This is a genomic window from Sphingomonas panaciterrae (genome assembly GCF_036890205.1).
Taxonomy (GTDB): Bacteria; Pseudomonadota; Alphaproteobacteria; order Sphingomonadales; family Sphingomonadaceae; genus Sphingomonas; species Sphingomonas panaciterrae.
On record NZ_JAKNQR010000001.1, the window covers coordinates 324,001 to 344,895 of the forward strand.

Annotated in this window: 19 protein-coding genes and 1 tRNA gene; 9 read left to right on the plus strand and 11 right to left on the minus strand. The window is 67.0% G+C overall.

The window, feature by feature from the left end:
- Positions 1 to 43: 43 nt before the first annotated feature.
- A tRNA-Leu gene (locus L8F96_RS01560) sits at positions 44 to 128 on the minus strand.
- 271 nt (positions 129 to 399) lie between these two features.
- Here L8F96_RS01560 and L8F96_RS01565 point away from each other — a divergent pair.
- Positions 400 to 642, plus strand: coding sequence for a hypothetical protein (locus L8F96_RS01565; RefSeq protein ID WP_334654734.1), 243 nt, complete (start codon positions 400 to 402; stop codon positions 640 to 642).
- Positions 643 to 687: 45 nt separating this feature from the next.
- Here the strand turns inward: L8F96_RS01565 and L8F96_RS01570 are convergent, their stop codons facing one another.
- Together L8F96_RS01570 and L8F96_RS01575 are read right to left on the minus strand one after the other, a co-directional pair.
- Positions 688 to 1,140, minus strand: coding sequence for a DUF983 domain-containing protein (locus L8F96_RS01570; RefSeq protein ID WP_046411633.1), 453 nt, complete (start codon positions 1,138 to 1,140; stop codon positions 688 to 690).
- Between the two features lie 108 nt (positions 1,141 to 1,248).
- On the minus strand, positions 1,249 to 1,905 hold the full coding sequence (locus L8F96_RS01575) for a response regulator (protein WP_334654735.1): 657 nt from the start codon (positions 1,903 to 1,905) through the stop codon (positions 1,249 to 1,251).
- Positions 1,906 to 2,005: 100 nt separating this feature from the next.
- Here L8F96_RS01575 and L8F96_RS18585 point away from each other — a divergent pair, with 100 nt between their 5' ends.
- Positions 2,006 to 3,139, plus strand: coding sequence for a pseudouridine synthase (locus L8F96_RS18585; RefSeq protein ID WP_417158938.1), 1,134 nt, complete (start codon positions 2,006 to 2,008; stop codon positions 3,137 to 3,139).
- A complete protein-coding gene (gene rsmD, locus L8F96_RS01585; RefSeq protein WP_334654737.1) occupies positions 3,139 to 3,678 on the plus strand; it encodes a 16S rRNA (guanine(966)-N(2))-methyltransferase RsmD in 540 nt (179 codons plus the stop codon). The genes L8F96_RS18585 and rsmD overlap by 1 nt, the downstream gene beginning before the upstream one ends.
- 10 nt (positions 3,679 to 3,688) lie before the next feature.
- On the opposite strand, the gene L8F96_RS01590 is transcribed toward rsmD, so the two are convergent.
- Positions 3,689 to 4,987 carry an MFS transporter gene (locus L8F96_RS01590; RefSeq protein ID WP_125944428.1) on the minus strand — a complete coding sequence of 433 codons (1,299 nt, stop codon included), beginning with the start codon at positions 4,985 to 4,987 and terminating at the stop codon, positions 3,689 to 3,691.
- A gap of 216 nt (positions 4,988 to 5,203) precedes the next feature.
- On the minus strand, positions 5,204 to 7,111 hold the full coding sequence (locus tag L8F96_RS01595; RefSeq protein ID WP_334654740.1) for a BCCT family transporter: 1,908 nt from the start codon (positions 7,109 to 7,111) through the stop codon (positions 5,204 to 5,206).
- Positions 7,112 to 7,258: 147 nt separating this feature from the next.
- Here L8F96_RS01595 and L8F96_RS01600 point away from each other — a divergent pair, with 147 nt between their 5' ends.
- Positions 7,259 to 8,809, plus strand: a complete 1,551-nt coding sequence (locus L8F96_RS01600) for a porin (RefSeq protein WP_334654742.1) — start codon at positions 7,259 to 7,261, stop codon at positions 8,807 to 8,809.
- 22 nt (positions 8,810 to 8,831) lie between these two features.
- Here L8F96_RS01600 and L8F96_RS01605 read toward each other — a convergent pair whose 3' ends face one another.
- Entirely contained in the window at positions 8,832 to 9,350 is a 519-nt protein-coding gene (locus L8F96_RS01605; protein ID WP_241212490.1) for a GNAT family N-acetyltransferase, read from the minus strand.
- A gap of 72 nt (positions 9,351 to 9,422) precedes the next feature.
- The gene (locus L8F96_RS01610) at positions 9,423 to 9,824 is read right to left on the minus strand and encodes a GFA family protein (protein WP_145118700.1); all 402 of its coding nucleotides are present in this window, start codon (positions 9,822 to 9,824) and stop codon (positions 9,423 to 9,425) included.
- A gap of 82 nt (positions 9,825 to 9,906) precedes the next feature.
- Between L8F96_RS01610 and L8F96_RS01615 the strand changes: the two genes are divergently transcribed.
- Together L8F96_RS01615 and L8F96_RS01620 are read left to right on the plus strand one after the other, a co-directional pair.
- Entirely contained in the window at positions 9,907 to 12,213 is a 2,307-nt protein-coding gene (locus L8F96_RS01615; protein ID WP_334655621.1) for an ATP-dependent helicase, read from the plus strand.
- A 47-nt stretch (positions 12,214 to 12,260) separates the two neighbouring features.
- Positions 12,261 to 13,412: an aspartyl/asparaginyl beta-hydroxylase domain-containing protein gene (locus tag L8F96_RS01620; RefSeq protein ID WP_334654743.1), complete on the plus strand. Its 1,152-nt coding sequence runs from the start codon at positions 12,261 to 12,263 to the stop codon at positions 13,410 to 13,412.
- Here L8F96_RS01620 and L8F96_RS01625 read toward each other — a convergent pair.
- A complete protein-coding gene (locus L8F96_RS01625) occupies positions 13,403 to 13,804 on the minus strand; it encodes a DoxX family protein (RefSeq protein WP_334654744.1) in 402 nt (133 codons plus the stop codon). The two genes, L8F96_RS01620 and L8F96_RS01625, sit on opposite strands and share 10 nt — an antisense overlap.
- Before the next feature lie 111 nt (positions 13,805 to 13,915).
- Here L8F96_RS01625 and L8F96_RS01630 point away from each other — a divergent pair, with 111 nt between their 5' ends.
- Positions 13,916 to 14,434, plus strand: coding sequence for a glycine zipper 2TM domain-containing protein (locus L8F96_RS01630; protein ID WP_136452035.1), 519 nt, complete (start codon positions 13,916 to 13,918; stop codon positions 14,432 to 14,434).
- 26 nt (positions 14,435 to 14,460) lie between these two features.
- Here L8F96_RS01630 and L8F96_RS01635 read toward each other — a convergent pair whose 3' ends face one another.
- Entirely contained in the window at positions 14,461 to 14,808 is a 348-nt protein-coding gene (locus L8F96_RS01635) for a hypothetical protein (RefSeq protein ID WP_241212508.1), read from the minus strand.
- A 90-nt stretch (positions 14,809 to 14,898) separates the two neighbouring features.
- Entirely contained in the window at positions 14,899 to 16,926 is a 2,028-nt protein-coding gene (locus L8F96_RS01640) for a prolyl oligopeptidase family serine peptidase (RefSeq protein ID WP_334654745.1), read from the minus strand.
- 220 nt (positions 16,927 to 17,146) lie between these two features.
- Here L8F96_RS01640 and L8F96_RS01645 point away from each other — a divergent pair, with 220 nt between their 5' ends.
- Positions 17,147 to 18,541: an MFS transporter gene (locus tag L8F96_RS01645; RefSeq protein ID WP_046407625.1), complete on the plus strand. Its 1,395-nt coding sequence runs from the start codon at positions 17,147 to 17,149 to the stop codon at positions 18,539 to 18,541.
- A 55-nt stretch (positions 18,542 to 18,596) separates the two neighbouring features.
- Positions 18,597 to 19,421, plus strand: a complete 825-nt coding sequence (locus L8F96_RS01650; RefSeq protein WP_145118690.1) for an alpha/beta fold hydrolase — start codon at positions 18,597 to 18,599, stop codon at positions 19,419 to 19,421.
- A gap of 72 nt (positions 19,422 to 19,493) precedes the next feature.
- On the opposite strand, the gene lpdA is transcribed toward L8F96_RS01650, so the two are convergent.
- Entirely contained in the window at positions 19,494 to 20,894 is a 1,401-nt protein-coding gene (gene lpdA, locus L8F96_RS01655) for a dihydrolipoyl dehydrogenase (RefSeq protein WP_334654748.1), read from the minus strand.
- Position 20,895: the final 1 nt, after the last annotated feature.

Below are 20,895 nucleotides of genomic sequence, written 5' to 3' on the forward strand. Positions count from 1 at the left end.
ATTTCGTGGATGGTGCCTGTCCGCGGGCACGCCGCGGATAAACTGGTGCGGGCGAAGGGACTCGAACCCCCACATCTTGCGATACTGGAACCTAAATCCAGCGCGTCTACCAGTTCCGCCACGCCCGCATTTAGGCACCGCCGGTCGCGGGCCTCTATACCGGGTGGAGCCGATCGGCAAGCGGCGCGAGCAACCACGCAGCGCGATCGCGCGTTGAAAGCGTGAAGAGGACCCAGAACATGGCCACCACGCCCCCGCCCGAAACACCCGTTAAGCCCACCCAGCCGGCTCAGCCCGCGGCCCCGCCGCCGGAAGTGACGCCGCCCGCGCCCGACATCGATCTGCCGGCACCGGGCGCCCCTGCGAACGATCCTGCCCCCGCCAACCCGAGTATCTGACGTGACCGACAATCGCAGCAACGACCCGCTGATCGACAGCCTGCCCGAAGATGAACCGGAAACCGCGCCGGACAGCCCGCCTGCCGCGCAGGACGATCTTGCCCGCACCGACATCGAGGGGCAAACCGCGATCCGCAACGAAGCGGTCGATGAAGGCGCCATCGCGGAGCCGCACGACGCTCCCGCCCGCTTCAGCGAAACCGACAGCCCTGATGACAGCCGGCACGATCCCCGCGTGAACTAGCGCGGGCAGCCGGCGCCCGGACAGCCGCTTCGACCAGAGCCGCAGCTACTGGTCGAAGTCGCTCTTGCTCGCGTCCGTGCCATGAAGCTGCGCCCACAGTTTCTGCGTCCCCGCTTCCTGCGCGCGATTCACATATTGAGAGGCGACCAGCCATCCCTTGATCGGCCGCAGCGGCAGGACCGTGCCCAGCGCCATGATCGGAACCGACGTGAACAGATGGACCCAGCCGGGCGGATCAAAAGCGACCTGCAACCACACGATGAATGCCGTCAGCGGCAAGGCCACGATGCAGAGAGAGAAGAACGCCGGCCCATCATCGGGCGCAGCAAAGCGGTAATCGAGGCCGCAGTTCTCGCATCGATCCGTGATCTTCAGCCATGACTGGAACATGTGACCTTTGCCGCAACGCGGACAAAGGCCTTTCCACCCGCTCTTCAGGATCCAGCGGAATTTGTCTCCGTCGGACTGGGCTTCGCTTTCGATAGCTTGCTTCTCCATCATGCTCAGCAGGTAGGGATACGGCCAACAAGCCGGGATTGGACATAATGTCCACCTCGCCCGCACCTTTCCTGAACCTCGCTGAAGAAACCGGCGCTGGCCCCGGCGTCATTCACGGCCGGGCACGCTGCTTTGCTGAATCGTCGCATCTGCCGTCTGGCTGACCCTCGGCGCTTCGTTGCCGCGATCTGCCGAGAACAGCCGCAGAGCATCCGGCAGCCGCCGCGGGACCTTGCCCGCCCGGCTCGCCTCGATCGCCTTGATCGACTGGAGAAGATCGCGCTGCTCGAACGGTTTGTAGAGGCAGCCGACACCGACCAGCTCCGCCTCCGGCGGGCAGTCGCCGGTGACGAACAGCGAGGGAATGCCACGTTCGCCCGCGGCTCGCGCAACATCAATGCCGCTGCCGTCGGCCAGCCGGACATCGACCAGCACGAGATGGATGTCGTGTCCGGCCTGCAGCGTGGCCACCGCATCGGAAACACGATCCACGGTGGCGACGATCTCGAAATCCTGCTCGCTCAACAGATGCTCGGTGTCGAAGGCGACAAGTGGCTCGTCCTCGACGAGGAGGAGACGGATGATCGACCGTTTGCGCTTCCTGAAGATCATACGACCGATCCGCGCCTGTCCCTCTTTCCCATGTAAGGAATAACGCGCCGGGTGACGGCTGGTCGCAAATATTTTCGCGCTGCGACATGAACCGCGGTAATAGCGCTCCATGCCGACAGAAAAGCGTGACGGGCCGTTGACCGGACCCGGCAAGAGCCATGACCAGAAATCGACGACCCGAGCGCCGGAGCCCGCCCGCATTGCCAAGCTGCTGGCGCGCGCCGGCGTCGCGTCGCGTCGTGAGATCGAACGGATGATCGCGGAGGGCCGCGTCGCGCTGGACGGTGTCACGCTCGACACGCCGGCGACCCTGCTTGCCTCGCTCGACGGGGTGACGGTGGATGGCAACCCTGTTGCCGCGCCGGAGGCGGCCCGCCTATTCCTGTTCCACAAGCCGGCAGGGCTTCTCACGACCGAGCGCGATCCCGCCGGGCGCCCGACGATCTACGATCGCTTACCGAAGGGGCTGCCGCGCCTGATGCCGGTCGGCCGTCTGGATCTCAACACCGAAGGGCTGCTGCTGATGACCACCGATGGTGGGCTGAAGCGGCTCCTGGAACTTCCCGCCACCGGCGTCGAGCGCGCCTATCGCGCCCGCGCTTATGGTCAGATCAGCCAGCCGCAACTGGAGGAGCTGATCCACGGCATCGAGATCGAGGGCGTCCGTTACGGCCCGATCGACGCCAATATCGAACGCCGCACCGGCGCGAACCTCTGGATCGAACTGGTGCTGAAGGAAGGCAAGAATCGCGAGGTCCGGCGTGTGCTGGAGCATCTGGGACTGCAGGTCAGCCGCCTGATCCGCACCCGCTACGGCCCGTTCGTCCTCGGTGATCTTGCCCCCGGCCAGATCGGCGAGGTTCGCCGTCACGACGTCGAGAGCTTCAGCGCGGAGCCGACGCGCCGCGAACTGCCGCAACCCGCGCGCCGCCGCGCGGTCGAGCCGGTGTTGCCCCCGGCTGACGCCATCCCCGCGCCGGAGCGGCCCGCCGACAAGAAACCAGCGCAGCGGACGCGGCCCGGCGCTGCGAAGAAGGAACCACGCCGCCGCGCCGACGGCTCTGTCGCCAGTCGCGCCGGCACGGCGCGCAACGAGCGCGCACGCACCTTCCGCGCCGAACAGGCTCCTGCGGAACGGCCGGCGCGTGGCGCGAGTGCGGATAGCGACCGCGCCGCCGGTCGCTCGGCCGATCGCAGCAGCCGCCCCGCCCGCGGCGCTTCCGCCCCGCGCGGCTCGGCAAAGCCACGCGTCGATCGTCCCGACGGGCCGCCGCGCAACGCCGGCCCCGCACGTCCCGGCGGCGGACGGCCGCGGTCACCGGCCGCTGGCTCTGCTCGCCCCGGCGCATCGCGCTCGGGCCCGCCCCGCCCGCGGGGGAAGCGCTGATGCGGATCATCGCAGGCGAATGGCGCGGCCGACCGCTCGTCGCGCCCAAGGGCGATTCGACCCGTCCCACCGGGGACCGCACGCGCGAGGCATTGTTCTCGATGCTGGCGAGCCGCCTCGGCAGCTTCAACGGGTTGGCCGTCGCGGATCTGTTCGCCGGATCGGGCGCGCTGGGGCTGGAGGCGCTATCGCGCGGTGCGGCCTCCTGCCTGTTCGTGGAGCAGGATCGTGCCGCGCTCGACGCATTGCGCGCCAATATTGCCGCGCTCAAGGCGAGCGGGGCGGAGGTCCGCGCCGGCAGCGCGCTGGCACTCGGCCCGACGGCAAAGCCGCTCGACCTCATCATGATGGACCCGCCCTATGGCACCGGCGCCGGGGCGGTGGCACTCGACAAGCTCGGCCGGCTCGGCTGGGCCGGCCCGGCGACGTGGATCTCGATCGAGACCGCCAAGCAGGAGGACGTCGAGGTGAAGGGTTTCGTCGTCGACGCCGAACGCGTCTACGGCAAGGCAAAGATCACGCTGCTGCGCGCCGCCTGAGGCAGCGAACTTACGGCTCCAGCACGACGGCGTGGGTGCGCGGCCGCGGCCTCGTAGCGACCAGGGCCACCAGGCTCAGCGCGGCGGCCACGCTGCCGTACCATCCGACTGCGGACAGGCCGACATTCTCCGCCAGCGCCTGGGCGAACAGCGGCGTCAGGCCGCCGCCCAGCACGCCCGCCACGTTGAACGCCATCGACGCCCCGGTGTAGCGGACCCGCGGCGGAAACAGGCCGGGCAGCCACGCGCCCAGCGGGCCGTACACGAACCCCATCAGCAGCAGCGCCAGCGCCAGGAAGGCGAACACCAGCACCAGCGACCCCGCCCCCATCATCGGCCCCAGCAGGAAACCGGCGAACACCACCGCGACGCACCCGCCAGCCAGCACCCGCCGCTCGTCGAACTTCTTGTCCGCCAGCCAGGCGGAGGCATAGATCCCCACCGCCATGAACAGGATGGCGCCCAGTTGCACCAGCAGCATGGACTGCATCGAATAGCCCAGCGTCTTGGTACCGTAGCCCAGCGCAAAGGCCGTCGCGATATAGTAGAGCGCGAAGCAGGCGATCGCACCGACCGTTCCGGCCAGCGTGGCCAATCCGTGGTGACGCAGCAGTTCGGCGAACGGCACCGCCGGCGGCGGCGCTTCCTCCAGCGCCGCGGCGAACTCGGCCGTTTCGGTCAGCTTCAGCCGGATCCACAGCCCCAGCCCGACCAGCAGCGCGCTGACCAGGAACGGAATACGCCAGCCCCAATCGCGGAACTGCTCGGGCGTCAGCCACAGGCCCAGCAGCAGGAACAGGCCATTCGCCGCGATGAATCCCGCCGGCGCGCCCATCTGGGGGGCGCAACCGAAACGAGCGCGCCAGCCCGGCGGCGCATTCTCCACCGCCAGCAACGCCGCCCCGCCCCATTCGCCGCCAAGGCCAAATCCCTGGCCGAACCGCAGGAGGCACAGGATGAACGGCGCCCACCATCCCGCCTGCGCATAGGTCGGAAGAAAGGCGATCAGCGTCGTCGACAGCCCCATCGTCAGCAGGCTGGCGACCAACGTCGACTTGCGGCCGATACGATCGCCGAAATGCCCGAAGAAGGCCGCACCCACCGGCCGCGCGAAGAACGCCACCGCCAGCGTGGCGAAGCTCGCCATCTGCTGCATCCCCGGCTCCGCGACCGGGAAGAATATCTGGCCGAACACCAGGCTCGCCGCCGTCGCGTAGATGTAGAAATCGTAGAATTCGACGCCGGTGCCGACGAAGCTCGCCAGAAGAACGCGGCGCGACGAATTGCCGCCGGAGACGATGGTGCTCATGCCTCCCTCTCCCTCCACGCCGCGCCCGCGTCAACACGGCCGCCGTGCAACAACTTTGTCCCTACGCGACACAATTGCGCAACATTCGCGCTGTAGACGCTGCCCTGTCGGTCCAGCCCCCTATCTGACACCGACAGCCGCTGGCCTCTGGTCGCGGCACTCCCTGAACTGCGGGGCAGTCGTTCGTTAGCGGCTGCCCCTTCTTTTTTGCCCGTTTCAGCCCAGCCGCCAGCGCTTCAGCTGCGCCAGCACGTCGCCGGCGATCTGATCCTGCGAAAAATCGGTCAGGTCACGGAAACGTGGATCACTGTTGGTCTGCGCCGCAAGCGTCCAGGTCACGCTGCGGCGGCCCTCCGGCGCCTCCAGCGCGGTATAGGCCGCAAGCGGGCGGGCACGCGGAAACAATCGATAGACGAAGCGCCGCTCGGGCTCCGATCCGACTGTCAGCACGACCTCACCGTCCTCCACGTCCAGTCGGCATTCGCTGGGCATGTCCTGCTGGAGCGCATCATAGACGGAACGCAGCGCCGGCTCCCCCTGTTGCTGCAGCTGGCGCATGATCTCGCCGCGCCGCGCCGGAACGAACAATCTTTTCAGCCGCTCGCTGACAGGCGCGGCCTCATCAGCCAGCGTGATCCCTTCCAGATCGGCATTCGCCTGCCGCACCAGCCCGAACGCCAGCAGCAGCATGATGAAGCAGAAGGGCAGCGCAGCCATCAGCGTCGCCGCCTGCAATCCGCCCAGACCGCCCGCGACCAGCAGCAACGTCGCTGTCACACCCAGCAGCACACACCAATAGACCCGCTGCCAGCGCGGCGTTTCTTCCGCACCGCCCGACGTCAGCGTATCGATCACCAGCGCGCCCGAATCCGCCGAGGTGACGAAGAACACACCGACCAGGATGATCGCCAGCGTCGACGTAAAGCCGGCGGCGGGCAGATATTCCAGGAACTTGAACAGCGCCGTGGACAGGTTCGCCTGCACCGCATCGGCAATGCCGCCCGATGCTGCGCCAAGATCAAGCGCGATCGCCGTATTGCCGAATACCGTCATCCAGACGAAGGTGAAGGCGGTAGGAACGAACAGCACGCCGGTGACGAACTCGCGCATCGTCCGCCCACGCGAAATACGCGCGATGAACATGCCGACAAACGGCGACCAGGCGATCCACCAGGCCCAGTAGAACAGCGTCCAGTCCGCCATCCAGGCGCGTGGTTCATAGGCGTACAGCGTGAAGGTGCGCTTCACGAAATGGTCGAGATACAGGCCAAAATTCTGGATCAGCGCACGCAGCAGGAAAAGCGTCGGGCCGACCGCCAGCACGAACAGCATCAGCAGCACGGCGAGCACCAGGTTCAGTTCCGACAGTCGCCGCACGCCCCGGTCCGCGCCGCTCAGCACCGACAGCGTCGCTGCGCCCATGACGACCAGGATCACTACCAGCTTGGTCGCGGTGGTGTCCGGCACGCCGTAATTATAGGCCAGCCCCGACGTCATCTGCGACACGCCAAACCCCAGCGACGTCGCAATGCCGAAAACGGTGCCGCACACTGCGAAGATGTCGATCACATCGCCCAACGGGCCGTTGATCCTTTTGCCCAGGATCGGTGACAGGCCGGACCGCAGCGTCAGCGGCATCCCCTTGCGATAGGTGAAGAACGCCAGGCTCAACCCCACCAGCGCATAAATCGCCCAGGCATGGACGCCATAATGGTGGAACGTGATGGCCATCGCCTCACGCGCCGCGAGGATCGTGCCGCTCTCCACCTCGGGCGGCGAGATGTAATGCTGGATCGGCTCGGCCACCGCGAAATACATCAGGCCGATGCCCATGCCCGCGGCGAACAGCATCGCCAGCCACGAGACATAAGGGAAATCCGGCTCGGCATCGTCCGGCCCCAGCTTCAGCTTGCCGGCGGGCCCGAAGCCTAGGATCAGCGCCACGACCAGGAACACGGCGACCGACGCGATGTAGAACCAGCCGAACGTATCGATCGTCCACGCCTGCGCTGCCTTGAACGCCACGTCCGCGCGGCCGGGCATCAGCAATGTCACTGTCAGCAAGGCGACGACGATCGCCGACGCCCCCCAGAACACGCGCGGCACGATTTGAGCTTTGATCATCAGGGCGGCTGAACGCACCAGGGGCGCGTTTGGATCATCCAGATCATTGATGCCGATCAGGGCATCGGACGTCTCCCTGATTGCCACGCTTTTTGAACGGGCATAGGGCGGCACCCGAATTGTGATTGCCGGAGCTGTTTGCGAGTGATGAGGGAGGAACCAGCCGCGTTCCGTCGCCGCCTTGGGGTCGGCGCATTGGCGCTGGGGATGCTGGTGTCCCCGGCCCAGGCCTTTGCCCAGGCGAAAACGCCCACCGTCGAGGACCTCCAGCGTCAGATCGACGAGCTGAAGGCGCAGATTCGCGTGCTGACCCAAAATCAGCGCGCCGCCGCGCCGGCCGCGTCTGTCAACCAGCCTGCCGCCAACCAGTCCGCCGCCACCATTGCTCCTGCGCCGGTGACGACGAATCAGGCGCCCGCACCGGACGCGCAGGTAGCGGCCACCGCGCCTGCCACCCCCGCGTCCCCGGCACAGACTGCCACCCCGGCCGCTACGCCCACCGCCGCTCCGCCGGTAGCGCTCGCGGCCGCCACCCCGCCGGCCGACAAGCCGTGGTACGAACGGATCAACGTGCGCGGCTATACGCAGCTGCGCCTCAACGAAATCATCTCGGGCGACGCCACCGCCCCGGACGGCGTGTCACGGCTGCGGTCACCCGGCGACGGCGGCATCACCGACGAAGGCAATTTCACCTTCCGCCGTATCCGCCTCGTCTTTTCGGGCGATCTGTCCGATTCGGTATCCTTCTACTTCCAGCCCGATTTCGCCGTCGCGGTCAGCAACCAGTCCGCGGGCGAGCGTCGCGAGGGGTTCGCCCAGCTACGCGATGCCTATGTCGACTGGTCGCCATGGGCCGATCGCCGCTTCCGCTTTCGCTTTGGTCAGCAGAAGGTACCGTTCGGCTGGGAGAACCTTCAATCATCCTCCAACCGGCTGACGCTCGACCGCTCGGACGGGATCAACAGCGCCATCCCCGGCGAACGCGATCTGGGCGTGACCGCATTTTTTACGCCGGCCGCGGTGCAGCGGATCTGGGACCGGCTGGAGGATGACGGGCAGAAGCTGTTCGGCAATTACGGCGCCTTCGGTCTCGGGCTGTATAACGGTCAGGGCGTCAACCGGCCGGAACGCAACAATGACCTGATGAGCGTCGCCATGGCGACCTGGCCGTTCGAGCTTGACGGCCTGGGCACCACCTTCGCCGGCCAGGTACTCGAAGTGGGCGCGTCCGGGATGCGCAACCGTGTCCGCCCCGAAATCCGCACCGGCGGCGTCAGCGACGCCAGCTTCCGTGACGATCGGGTCGGCGTTCACCTGATCCTCTACCCCCAGCCGTTCGGCCTCCAGGCGGAATGGAACTGGGGCCGCGGCCCGGAATATGATCCCTTGCTGGGGACGATCCGCACCCGCTCCCTCAGCGGCGGCTACGTCCAGGCGATGGGCCGGGTTCGCCAGAGCCCGCTCGGCCCCTTCATGCCCTATGTTCGCTGGCAGACGTATCGCGGCGGGTGGAAGGCGATCGTCAACGCGCCCCGACTGGAAACGGACGAGATCGAGCTGGGCATTGAATTCCAGCCGATCGAGGAACTGGAGCTGACGCTCGCCTATGCCGATATGACGCGGCGCGAGGCAGACGAGCGCCGCTTCGGCCGGGCGGAGGGCGATGTCATCCGCGCGCAGCTACAGTGGAATTATTGACGGCCGCGTCAGTTCGCCATCGTCAGTCGAGCGGGATGGCGCCCGTCATCCAGGTTGCGTCGGCGCCATAGCCGGCCACCTTTGCCGCCAGCGCATCGGATGCCGCCGCCTCCGTGAACCCCAGCGTGCGCCAATAGGTTGCGGCGCCGCCCACCGCGATCAGCTCGGCGCGCCCAATGCCCTGCCCCGCGGCGCACATGAAGGCCGCTTCCATCAGCGCCCGTCCGGCCGACAGCCCGCGCGCGTCAGGGGAGACGGCCATGTCGTGGATGAACAGCACGTCGACCTGCGGCGGCTCGGCGAGCACGGCTCCCACCGGCGGCGGCGACCCCTCCGGCCAGCCATGCGCCAGCACATAGCCCGCCATCGTGTCGCCCTGCATCGCGACGAAGCAGCACGAACTCGCCAGTCTCACCCTGCTGCCGAAGGCGGCTTCGTCCTCCAGCAGGAACGCGGGAAAGCAGACTGCCTGAATGGCAAGCGCCGCCGGCACGTCGCTCTCGGCGAAGCGGCGGATGGTCAGTGAAGAGGCCTGTGACATCATCGCTCCACTTTCGCCGATGACCGTTCAACCGGCAACAGCCGCACGCAGCTCCTGCGCGCCCCGGCGGCGTCAGTCCATGCCGGGATAGGCGTTGAACGCCGGCAGGTCGGCGATGCCCGGCGCCCAGCCCAGCCGCTCCTTGACCATGATCTGTGCGCCGGGCGGCAGCCGTTCCGGGTCGTCGAGCGTACCGGACTGTATGTCGACGATGCCCGGCAAGGTCTCCGGGTTGCGATAGAACAGCCCCGTCCCGCAGGCGCTGCAAAACTCCCGCGTCCCGTGCCGCGACGAATGATAGCGCGTCGTCGCGCCTTCGACGGTCAGTTGATCCTCCTGCCACGCGATCCACCCGACCATCGGCGCGCCCGACCAGCGCCGGCAATCCTCGCAATGGCAGATCGCATGATGCTGCGGCTCACCTTCGGCTGCCCATGTGACCGCCCCGCAATGACAGCGTCCCGTCGCGCTCATCACCCTTCTCCCAATCGTTTCACCTTTGTTCTCATGCATTGCGCTGTCGCGCAACCCTGCCTACGTGGCACCCGTGACCGAATTGTCGACGCAGAGCCAAGCCAGCGAGCCGCCCTATCTTTCCGGCCTGAATCCGCCGCAACGCGAGGCCGTGCTTACCACCGACGGGCCCGTCCTCGTCCTCGCCGGTGCCGGCACCGGCAAGACGGCGGCGCTGACCGCGCGCCTCGCCCATCTGCTCTACACCCGCCGCGCCTATCCCAGCGAGATCCTGTCGGTGACCTTCACCAACAAGGCGGCGCGCGAAATGCGCGAGCGGGTTGGCCGCCTCGTCGGCGATGCGGTGGAGGGGATGCCATGGCTCGGCACCTTCCACGCGATCGGCGCAAAGATGCTTCGTCGCCACGCCGAACTCGTCGGGCTGCAGAACAATTTCACCATCCTCGACACCGACGATCAACTGCGTCTGCTGAAGCAGCTCGTCCTTGCTGCCGACATTGATGAGAAGCGCTTCCCCGCGCGCAGCCTCGCCGGCCTGATCGACGAATGGAAGAACAAGGGCCTGACGCCGCGCGAAATCGACGCCGGCGAAAGCGAGCGTTACGCCAACGGCCGCGGCGGCGAACTCTACGAGCAATATCAGGCCCGCCTGCGCGCAGTGAACGCCTGCGACTTCGGCGATCTGCTGCTCCACGTCCTCACCATCCTGAAGAACAATCGCGAGGTGCTGGAGCTGTATCAGCAGCGCTTCCGCTACATCATGGTGGACGAATATCAGGATACCAACGCCGTCCAGTACCTCTGGCTGCGGCTGCTCGCGCAGGAACGCCGCAACATCTGCTGCGTCGGCGACGATGACCAGTCGATCTATTCCTGGCGCGGCGCGCAGGTCGAAAACATCCTGAAGTTCGAAAAGGACTTCCCCGGCGCCAAGGTCATCCGGCTGGAGCAGAACTACCGCTCCACGCCGCACATCCTGGGCGCCGCCGGCGGCGTGATCGGCAACAACACGGGGCGGCTCGGCAAGCAGCTGTGGACCGAGCTCGACGTCGGCGAAAAGGTCCGCGTCGTCGGCGTATGGGACGGGCCTGAGGAGGCGCGCCGCGTCGGCGACGAGATCGAGGCGTGCCAGCGTGCGGGCAAGAGCCTGGACGACATGGCGATCCTGGTCCGCGCACAGCACCAGACGCGCGAGTTCGAAGACCGCTTCATCGCCATCGGCCTGCCCTATCGCATCGTCGGCGGCTTCCGCTTCTACGAGCGGCAGGAAATCCGCGATGCACTCGCGTACCTGCGCATCGTCAACCAGCCGGCGGACGATCTCGCCTTCGAACGCATCGTCAACACGCCCAAGCGCGGCCTTGGCGACAAGGCGATCGCCAAGCTCCACCAGCTTGCCCGCGCGGAGAACCTCCCGCTCAGCTTCGCCGCCGCGCGTATCCTCGACACCGACGAACTAACCCCGCAGGCGCGCCGTGCGCTGGGCAATTTCGTCGGTGACATCGCGCGCTGGCGCGACATGGCGCGCGATCTTCCGCACCCCGAACTCGCCCGACAGATCCTCGACGAATCTGGCTACACCGCCATGTGGCAGGCGGAAAAGTCCGCCGAGGCCGCGGGCCGGCTGGAAAACCTAAGCGAACTCGTCCGAGCGATGGAGGAATATGAAAGCCTCGGCGCTTTCCTCGAACACGTCAGCCTCGTCATGGACAATGAAGGCTTGCGGGAGGATCCCAAGGTCACGATCATGACGATCCACGCCGCCAAGGGCCTCGAATATGACACCGTCTTCCTGGTCGGCTGGGAAGAAGGCCTGTTCCCCTCGCAGCGCTCGCTCGATGAAACCGGCACCCGCGGGCTCGAGGAGGAACGCCGCCTCGCCTATGTCGCGATCACCCGCGCGCGCCGCCAGGCCACGATCCTCCACGCCGCCAATCGCCGCATCTATGGCCAGTGGACCAGCTCCATCCCTTCGCGCTTCGTCGCGGAGCTGCCCGACGATCACGTGGAAACCGAAACCACCATGTCGGGCGGCGAAAGCCTGTGGCGCGCCAACTGGTCGGAACGCGCCGATCCCTTCGCCGATGTCGGGCGCGGGACGGGCCGCGGTCCTGGCTGGCAGCGCGCGGCGGGGACGCTGGGCGGCAAGCCCGGCGGCGACTGGCAAAGCCGCACCTTTTCGCGCGAACCGTCGCGCGTGGTCGAAAGTCGCACGCCGGCGGTCAGCCTCGGCAACAAGGGGCGCACCGACCTGTCGGTTGGCCTGCGCGTCTTCCACCAGAAGTTCGGCTACGGCACGATCGAGGAGATCGAGGGCAACAAGCTCGAGATCGAGTTCGAGAAGGCCGGCCGCAAGCGCGTCATGGACAGCTTCGTCACCATCCCCTGAGCCTCAGTGCTATTTACCTGCCGGGTTGATGCCGCAATAGTCCGGCCATGGCCCTTCCGCGTGCTGATGCCGACCAACTCGCCCGTCAGGGGCTCGATGCCCTGCGCAATCGCGACGGCGCCCGCGCCCGCGCCATCTTTGATCGGCTGGCGGTGGAGGCCCCGGCCGACGTGCCGCGTCCGTGGTTGCCGCTCGCCCAGGCCTGCCGACTGATCGGGGACGCCCCGGCTGAGACGGAGGCGCTGCAGGCGCTGCTCAGGGAACAGCCTCGCAACCTCGCCGGGCTGTTGCTGATGGGGGATCGCAAGCGGCTCGATAGCGACGATCGCGCCGCAACCGTCTTCTACACCGCGGCGCTCAATCAGGCCGCGGCCATGCGTGAGGTTCCGGCCTCGCTCCACCCGCTGCTGCGCCAGGCGGAAGCGTTCAAGCAGGAAAGCGCCGTGCGCTTCGCCGGCCATGTCGAGGCGGCCGTGGGCGCGCTTCACGCCGGCCGCGTCGCCCAATCGGTCGACCTGCTGCTCGGCCGCCGCGAACTTCACCTGCAACAACCCTCGATGTTCTATTTCGAAGGGCTGCCGCAGCGCCCCTTCTACCGCCGAGACGAGTTCGACTGGGTCGCCGAACTGGAGGCCGCCACACCCGCCATCCGTGCCGAACTGGAAGCCGTTACCGAGGGCTTCCGCCCCTATGTGGAGGGTGATCCCAACCGCCCGCTCCCCAACAACCCCCTGCTCGACGATCCGGCATGGAGCGCGCTGCATCTGTGGCGCGGCGGGGAGATCGTGGCGGAGAACGCCGATCGCTTTCCCGTCACCATGGCGGCGCTGGCGAAGCTGCCCATTCCGCGCATTGCCGGCCGCTCACCAATGGCGCTGTTCTCGAGGCTGACGCCCGGCGCGCATATCCAGCCGCATCACGGCCTGCTCAACACCCGCCTGATCTGCCATCTGCCGATCATTGCCCCGCCCGGCTGCGCGCTGCGCGTTGGCGCCGACACGCACGAATGGCGCGAGGGTGAGCTCGTGACCTTCGACGATTCCTTTGAGCATGAGGCATGGAATCGCGGCACGTCGACCCGCACGGTCCTGCTGTTCGAGATCTGGAAGCCGGAGATTGCGCCCGACGAACGCGCCGACCTGACCCGGCTGTTCGAGGCGATCGACGCTTATGGCCCGCCGATGGTTGATCAGGGCTGACGGCAGCTGCGCACGGCCCCGCTCGCCCGCGGCGCCCACCAGATGATCAGTGGTTGGAGCAGCAGGCGCACCACATGATATCCGATCGGCAGCCCCGTTCCGCTCGACAGGTCGTTCCACGCATGCTGCATGTTCGCCGGCCACACGCAAAGCGCATAGGCCGCCAGCGCCCATCCCGCCGCGCGCCGGTACCGCGGCGTCACAAGGGCCGCCGCGCCTGCCAGCTCGGCGAGCCCGGTTGCCAGCACCACCAGCCGCGGCGCCGGCACGAACTTCGGCACGATCCGCACCATCGCATCGATGAACAGCAGATGCCCGATCCCCGCCGTCAGATAGAAGGCGATCAGCAGCCAGCGTGCCACGCGTCTGCCGCCGCTCTCCCAGTCCATCATCGATCCTCCTGACCAACGGAACGATACGCCGATGCAACCGTATCCGCCTTGCCCTCTATGTGGGGCGCGCTTGCGGGCGCCCGGTTTTCAGGATTGGGAGAGGATCGCGACATGTCGTTCCGTCACATCGCCGTCACCATGGCTGCCGCCGCGGCGGCGGTGGCAACCCCCGCGCTCGCGCAAACCGCCGCTGATGACGCACGCTTCCGCGCCGCGCAGGAACGGTTCGAGCGCGAGCTGGAAACCTTCCGCAGCGAATATGATCGCTACCAGTCGGTGCGCCGGGTGCCGGGATCCGGCTATCGCACCGCGCCGGCCGACCCCCGGTACGACGACCCGCAATGGCGCGATGAGGGCGATTATGATCCCAGCCGCTATTATAGCCCCGGCAACCAGGAACGCGCGCTCGGCCCCAACGACCGGGTCTATACCGGATCGGACGGCCGCTATTACTGCCGCCGGTCGGACGGGACGACCGGGCTGATCGTCGGCGGCGCGCTGGGCGGCGTGCTGGGCAATGTCATCGATGGCGGCCGCAGCCGCACGGTCGGAACGCTGCTGGGTGGCGCGGCCGGGGCACTCGCCGGGCGCGCTGTGGATCGCAGCAATCAGCAGATCCGCTGCCGCTGACGAACGGATCGTCGCGGCGCTGCGAGTCAGCAGTCGACGGCCAGCAGCGTCACCCCTTCGTAGCGCTCTTCCTTGGGATTGAAGAGCTCGCTCGGCGTGAAGCGCCGCGGCGTGACCCGCATCCCGCCCAGGCCAACGATCTTGAACGCGCCGATCTTCGGCTCGCGCGGCGGCTTGCCGTCCCGCTCCAGCGTCACCGCGTCGAGGTAGAATTCACCGTGCTTGGTGTAGACGATGTGCGGCGCCAGCGTCACGTCGCCGCGATTATAGGTCGCGGCGAGTGCCTGCTGCTTGACGATAGCCTCGAACACGACGGGCATGGTGGCCGGCGGCGGCGACGGTGCGACCTGATCCTGGTCGGTATTCAGCTTCATGTTCAACGGCAATATCCACACTGCTGCACCGCAGCAACATTCGTTTTCTGCAACTCTGCGTAACCTGTTTGCACCCGTAGATGCGGCTGCTCACTCCTGCTCGGGCATCAGCTTGCGCGCAAAATAGGTCATCTGCAGCGCCTGCAGTCGCGCACCCTGCGCAATGTCGGCATCACCCGAATGGCCACCCGCCGTGTCCTCGTAGAACAGGTACGGCAAGCCATATTCGCGCATCCTCGCCGCGAACTTGCGGGCATGCTGCGGCCCGACCCGATCGTCCTTGGTCGTCGTCCAGATATAGGGTTCGGGATAACGCCCACCGCGGCGCAGCGCATGATAAGGCGAGATCCGCTCGAGGAACGCGCGCTCCTCGGGGACGCTGACCGAGCCATATTCGTCCACCCACGACGCGCCCGCCGCAATTCCTTCGTAGCGCAGCATGTCGAGCAGCGGCACCTGGATCGTCACCGCACCCCACAATTCGGGGTGCTGCGTCATCTCGACACCCATCAGCAGGCCGCCGTTGGACCCGCCATAGATGCCGAGCCGCGAGGCACTGGTGATCCCGCGCGCAAACAGGTCGCGCGCGATATTGGCGAAATCGTCATAGATCAGCTGGCGACGCGTCTTGCGCCCGGCCTCATGCCATGACGGGCCAAACTCCCCGCCGCCGCGGATGTTGGCCAGGACAAATGCCCCGCCCCGCTCCAGCCAAAGCTTGCCGGTAATGCCAGAATAATAAGGCGTGTTCGACACCGCGAAGCCGCCATAGGCCGTCATCAGCGTCGGCGTGCTGCCGTTGAGCGGGGTGTCCGCCCGGCGAACGACGAAATACGGGATCTTGGTGCCGTCAGACGAGGGCGCCTCATGCTGCTCCACCACCAGGCCGGTGGCGTCGAAGCGCGCCGGCGCCGACTTGACCGTAACCGGCGCCGCATCGCTCGCGGTGTTGAACGACATCAGCAGCGTCGGCGTGGTGAAGCCCGACACGGCAAGATACCCCTCGTCGCTCGCGATATCGCTGGCCACCAGATCGACCGACAGATTGTCGGGCAGCTTGAGGCTGCGGCTGCTCCAACCGTCCCCGGACGGCGTGAACACCATCGCGCGGCCACGCACATTGTCATAGATCGACGCAACCACCGCATTGCGCGTCACGCGCACATTGCCCCGGTCGACCGCTTGCCGTTCCGCCGGCGCGAAGATCACCGTCGGCGTGCCCGTTCCCGCCATCGCGTCCTTCAGCGGCAAGGAGGCAAGGGCCCCCTCCGGCACCGCGCCCCACGGCTCGCTCGTGCGGAAGATCAGCCGTCCCTTGACCAGCCCGATCGCCTCCACCTTCTCCGGAATGGCGATCTTCTTCGCGGTCTTGCCGTCCCACAGCAATGTCTCGGAGGTGAAGAAGGTCTTGGCGCGCGTGATCACCACCGCGCGGTTGCCGTCGCCGTCGACCATCACCGATGGAAACACGCCCAGGTCATCTTTGGTCCCGCGGTACAGCTCGCGCGCCTCGCTCAGCGGCTGGCCCCGCTTCAGGATCTTGACCACGAACGGATAGCCGGACTTCGTCAGCGATCCGGTACCCCAGTCGCGCGACACGATCAGCGTGTTTTCGTCGATCCAGTCGGCATTCTGCTTCGACGTCGGCAATGCAAAGCCGTCCTTGACGAACCGCCCGTCGACCAGGTCGAACTCGCGCAGCGACGTGGCGTCCTCGCCCCCCTCGCTCAGCGTGATGAGGCAGCGGCGCTCGCCCGGTTCGAGGCAGACGACCCCCTTCCACACCCACTTCTTGCCTTCCGCCTGCGACAGCGCGTCGACATCGATCAGCGTCTGCCAGCGCGGCGTTGCGGTGGCGTACTCCTTGGCGCTCGTCCAGCGCCAGATGCCCTGCGGGTGCTTCTGGTCACGCCAGAAGTTGAAGATCCGGTCGCCCAGCATCTGCGGCATCGCGATCCGGTCCTCGGCGGAGGCGATGGCCAGCGCCTCGTCATAGAAGGTGCGATAGCGCGGGTCGTTCTCCAGGCGGGCAAGCGTCCGGGCATTTTCCGCCTCTACCCATGCCAGTGCCCGCTTGCCGTCCTTGTCCTCAAGCCAGATATACGGATCTTCAGTCATCGATGCGATTTGGGCGGCACTTTGCGGTGCTGCAAGCGCTCCAAGTGCGATAGCCACAAGATGTTGCAATGCGGGACGTGTCTTCATCGGGCGTCGATATACTGTCTCCTGCCGATCGAACAACCCTGAGCTGGCGCTGATTCAACGCTTTAGCGCACACTCCGCGGCACCCCGCAATCGCCGGCTTGTCCACGACCATCATCCGCGTATGACCGCCGCAATGTCCGATGGCCTTCCGCTTCCCCGCCGCCTGTTCGCGATCGGCGCGCTTGGTTGCGGGTCCGCGCTGGTGATCATCGACGGCGGCATCGCCAACGTCGCCTTGCCGACGATCGCGCGGGATCTGGGGGTGGCGTCCAGCGCCGTGGTGTCGATCGTCACCGTTTATCAGGTCACGCTGGTCATGCTCCTCCTGCCATTTTCGGGGATGGCGGAGCGTATCGGGCTCAAGCGGACCTACCAGGGCGGGCAGATCATCTTCACCCTGTCGACCCTGCTCTGCTTCTTTGCCGAGAGCTTTCCCTTCCTCCTCATCGTGCGGACGATGCAGGCGATCGGCGCGGCTGGCGTGCTCAGCGTGTCGTCAGCGCTGATCCGTCACACCTATCCCACCCGGCAGCTTGGCCGTGGGCTCGGGATCAATGCCGTCATCGTTACCAGCGCCGCCGCCGCCGCGCCCACGGTCGGCGGCCTGGTGCTCGCCGTCGCGCCCTGGCCCTGGGTCTTCGCCTGCACCATCCCGCTCGCGATCGTCAGCCTGATCCTCGGTCGCTGGCTTCCCGATCCCCCGCCCCGCCTCACCAGGCTCGATCTTGCCGGCGCGATCATGTGCGCGGCGATGTTCGGCCTCGTCATTGGCGGCGCGGAAAGCTTCGTCCACGGCGACAGTCCGGTGGTCAGCGCGGCGGTCGTGGCCGCCGGCGCGACCATCGGCTGGTTCTTCGTGCGGCGCGAACTGGGCATCACCGCGCCGATCCTCCCCGTCGACCTGCTCGCCCGCCCGATCATCGCACTGTCCGCGGTCGGCAGCCTCACCGCGTTCATGGCGTCAATGACGGTGCTCGTCTCCACCCCCTTCCGCCTGGCCGCACTGGGTTTCACCCCCGCGCAGATCGGCACCTGCATCGCCCCCTGGCCGCTCACCAACATGGTCGTCGCACCGCTCTCCGGCGCATTGTCCGATCGTATCCCAGCGGGCATCCTGGGGGGCATCGGCATGGCGGTCTCGCTCATCGCGCTGGTGCTCCTCGCCACCATGCCGGCCGACGCGGGGATACTCGACGTGGCGTGGCGCATGGCGCTGTGCGGATCGGGCTTCGGCCTGTACCTGCCGCCCAATTCGCGGCTCGTGGTCGGCTCCGCACCGCACCATCGCGCTGCTGCCGCGGGCGGCCTCATCTCCACCCTTCGCCTGACGGGGCAGACGATCGGCGCCACCCTGGTCGCCGCGCTTCTCGCCGCGGGTGTCGGGACCGGTGCCGTCCCGCCTCTGGTGGCCGCCGGGCTCGCGCTCATCGCCGGCCTGTGCAGCATCGCCCGGCTGCGCCCCTCGGTAAGCAGCCCCGCCGGCTTTGAAACTCCTGCCGAGGCACCAACCCTCCGCCCCTCGCGCTGACCGGAACGCGGCTCGCATCCGCTCGTTCACGGCAAGGCACTAACCGGAGTTAATCATGCCCTACGTCAAGACCCGTGATGGAGCCGACATCTTCGTGAAGGATTGGGGCGAGGGTCGTCCCGTCGTGCTGATCCACGGCTGGCCGCTGTCGGCGGACAGCTGGGATCCCCAGGCACTGGCGCTGGCGGAGGCCGGCTATCGCGTCATCTCCTATGACAGGCGCGGCTTCGGCCGGTCGAGCCAGCCGTGGACGGGTTATGACTATGACACGCTGACCGACGATCTGGCCGACGTGATGAAAGCGGCCGGCGTCGAACAGGATGCGACGCTGGTCGGCTTCTCGATGGGCGGCGGAGAGGTCGCGCGCTACATGAGCCGCCATGACGGCCGCGGCGTCAGTTCGGCCGTGCTCGTCGGGTCGGTCGTGCCGTATATGCTGAAGACGGAAGACAATCCGCACGGCGTGCCGGAACATCAACTCCTCGGGATCGCCGCCGGCATCCAGGAAGACCGCCCGAACTTCTTCCACAATTTCTTCAAAGACTTCTTCGGCGTGGGCTATGTGACCAGCCCGGTCAGCCAGCCGATGCTCGAATGGGCCTGGCGACTTGCGATGCAGGCGTCGCTGCGTTCGACGCTGGAATGCGCGAAGAGCTTCAGCTTCACCGATTTCCGCCCCGACCTGCCGGCGTTCCGCGTGCCGACGCTGGTGATCCACGGCACGGGCGACAAGACGGTGCCGATCGACGCCACCGGTCGCGCCGCGGCCGCCGGCATCGCCGCGAGCCAGCTGGTCGAATATGACGGCGCCCCCCACGGGCTGTTCGCCACCGAAAGCGAGCGCCTGACGGAGGATCTGCTGACCTTCCTCAGCCGCTGACCGCTGGCTCATGAAAAAAGGGGCGGTGGAGGTTTCGTCCTCCACCGCCCCTTTTCGATTCCGGGATGGCGATCAGATGTGCAGCGCGCGGCCGTAGGCGCTCAGCACCGATTCATGCATCGCCTCGCTGATCGTCGGGTGCGGGAACACCGTCTCCATCAGTTCCGCCTCGGTCGTCTCCATCGTCTTGCCAATCGTGTAGCCCTGGATCATCTCGGTCACTTCGGCGCCAATCATGTGCGCGCCCAGCAGTTCGCCGGTCTTGGCATCGAACACCGTCTTCACGAAGCCTTCCGGCTCGCCCAGCGCGATCGCCTTGCCGTTGCCGATGAAGGGGAAGTTGCCGACCTTCACCTCATAGCCGGCATCCTTCGCCTTCGCCTCGGTCAGCCCGACGCTGGCGATCTGCGGCCGGCAATAGGTGCAGCCCGGGATGTTGCGCGGGTCCATCGCATGCGGGTGCCCGCCAGCAATCGCCTCGGCCGCGATCACGCCCTCATGGCTCGCCTTGTGCGCCAGCCACGGCGGCGCGGTGATGTCGCCGATCGCCCAGACGCCCGAAACGTTGGTGCGGCACATCGCATCGGTCTTCAGGAAGCCGCGCTCGTCCATCTCGACGCCCATTTCCTTCAGGCCGATGTCTGCGGTGTTCGGCACGATCCCGACCGCCACGATCACATGGCTGAATTCGGCGGTCACTTCCTTGCCCGATGCGTCCTTCAGCTTGGCGGTCACGCCCTTGTCGCTGACGTCCAGCGCGCTGACCCCGGCGGAGGTCATGATCGTCATGCCCTGCTTCTTCAGCGACTTTTCCAGATGCGCGGAAATGTCCGCATCCTCCACCGGCACCAGCCGGTCGAGCATCTCGACGACCGTCACGTCCGCGCCCATGTCGTTGTAGAAACTGGCGAACTCGATCCCGATCGCGCCCGATCCGATGACCAGCAGCTTGCTCGGCATCTCGCTCGGCGTCATCGCGTGGCGATAGGTCCAGATCCGCTTGCCATCGGCCTTGGCGAACGGCAGGTCGCGCGCCCGCGCGCCGGTGGCGACGATGATGTTCTTATACCCGATCTCGGTCGCCTTGCCGTCCTCGGCCGTGACGGTCAGCTTGTTCTTCCCCGTCAGCTTGCCGGTGCCCATGTGGACCGCGATCTTGTTCTTCTTCATCAGGTGCGTGACGCCCTGGTTGAGCTGCTTGGCAACGCCGCGCGACCGCTTCACCACCGCGTCCAGGTCAGCGACGATGCCCTCCGCCTTCAGGCCATAATCCTTGGCATGGCCCATCAGGTGAAACACCTCGGCCGACCGCAGCAGCGCCTTGGTCGGGATGCAGCCCCAGTTGAGGCAGATTCCACCCAGCAGTTCACGCTCGACGATCGCGACCTTCAGCCCAAGCTGCGCGGCGCGGATCGCAGCGACATAGCCGCCCGGCCCCGAGCCGAGGACGACGAGATCATAAGTGTCTGCCACT

What these genes read in the sequence shown, in the direction of transcription:
- L8F96_RS01595 (WP_334654740.1), bottom strand. Translation starts at nt 7,111, where the DNA reads ATGATCAAAGCTCAAATCGTGCCGCGCGTGTTCTGGGGGGCGTCGGCG.
- L8F96_RS01650 (WP_145118690.1), top strand. Translation starts at nt 18,597, where the DNA reads ATGCCCTACGTCAAGACCCGTGATGGAGCCGACATCTTCGTGAAGGAT.
- L8F96_RS01605 (WP_241212490.1), bottom strand. Translation starts at nt 9,350, where the DNA reads ATGTCACAGGCCTCTTCACTGACCATCCGCCGCTTCGCCGAGAGCGAC.
- L8F96_RS01570 (WP_046411633.1), bottom strand. Translation starts at nt 1,140, where the DNA reads ATGGAGAAGCAAGCTATCGAAAGCGAAGCCCAGTCCGACGGAGACAAA.
- L8F96_RS01640 (WP_334654745.1), bottom strand. Translation starts at nt 16,926, where the DNA reads ATGACTGAAGATCCGTATATCTGGCTTGAGGACAAGGACGGCAAGCGG.
- L8F96_RS01645 (WP_046407625.1), top strand. Translation starts at nt 17,147, where the DNA reads ATGTCCGATGGCCTTCCGCTTCCCCGCCGCCTGTTCGCGATCGGCGCG.
- L8F96_RS18585 (WP_417158938.1), top strand. Translation starts at nt 2,006, where the DNA reads ATGATCGCGGAGGGCCGCGTCGCGCTGGACGGTGTCACGCTCGACACG.
- L8F96_RS01590 (WP_125944428.1), bottom strand. Translation starts at nt 4,987, where the DNA reads ATGAGCACCATCGTCTCCGGCGGCAATTCGTCGCGCCGCGTTCTTCTG.
- L8F96_RS01620 (WP_334654743.1), top strand. Translation starts at nt 12,261, where the DNA reads ATGGCCCTTCCGCGTGCTGATGCCGACCAACTCGCCCGTCAGGGGCTC.
- L8F96_RS01630 (WP_136452035.1), top strand. Translation starts at nt 13,916, where the DNA reads ATGTCGTTCCGTCACATCGCCGTCACCATGGCTGCCGCCGCGGCGGCG.
- L8F96_RS01610 (WP_145118700.1), bottom strand. Translation starts at nt 9,824, where the DNA reads ATGAGCGCGACGGGACGCTGTCATTGCGGGGCGGTCACATGGGCAGCC.
- L8F96_RS01635 (WP_241212508.1), bottom strand. Translation starts at nt 14,808, where the DNA reads ATGAAGCTGAATACCGACCAGGATCAGGTCGCACCGTCGCCGCCGCCG.
- L8F96_RS01600 (WP_334654742.1), top strand. Translation starts at nt 7,259, where the DNA reads ATGAGGGAGGAACCAGCCGCGTTCCGTCGCCGCCTTGGGGTCGGCGCA.
- L8F96_RS01625 (WP_334654744.1), bottom strand. Translation starts at nt 13,804, where the DNA reads ATGATGGACTGGGAGAGCGGCGGCAGACGCGTGGCACGCTGGCTGCTG.
- rsmD (WP_334654737.1), top strand. Translation starts at nt 3,139, where the DNA reads ATGCGGATCATCGCAGGCGAATGGCGCGGCCGACCGCTCGTCGCGCCC.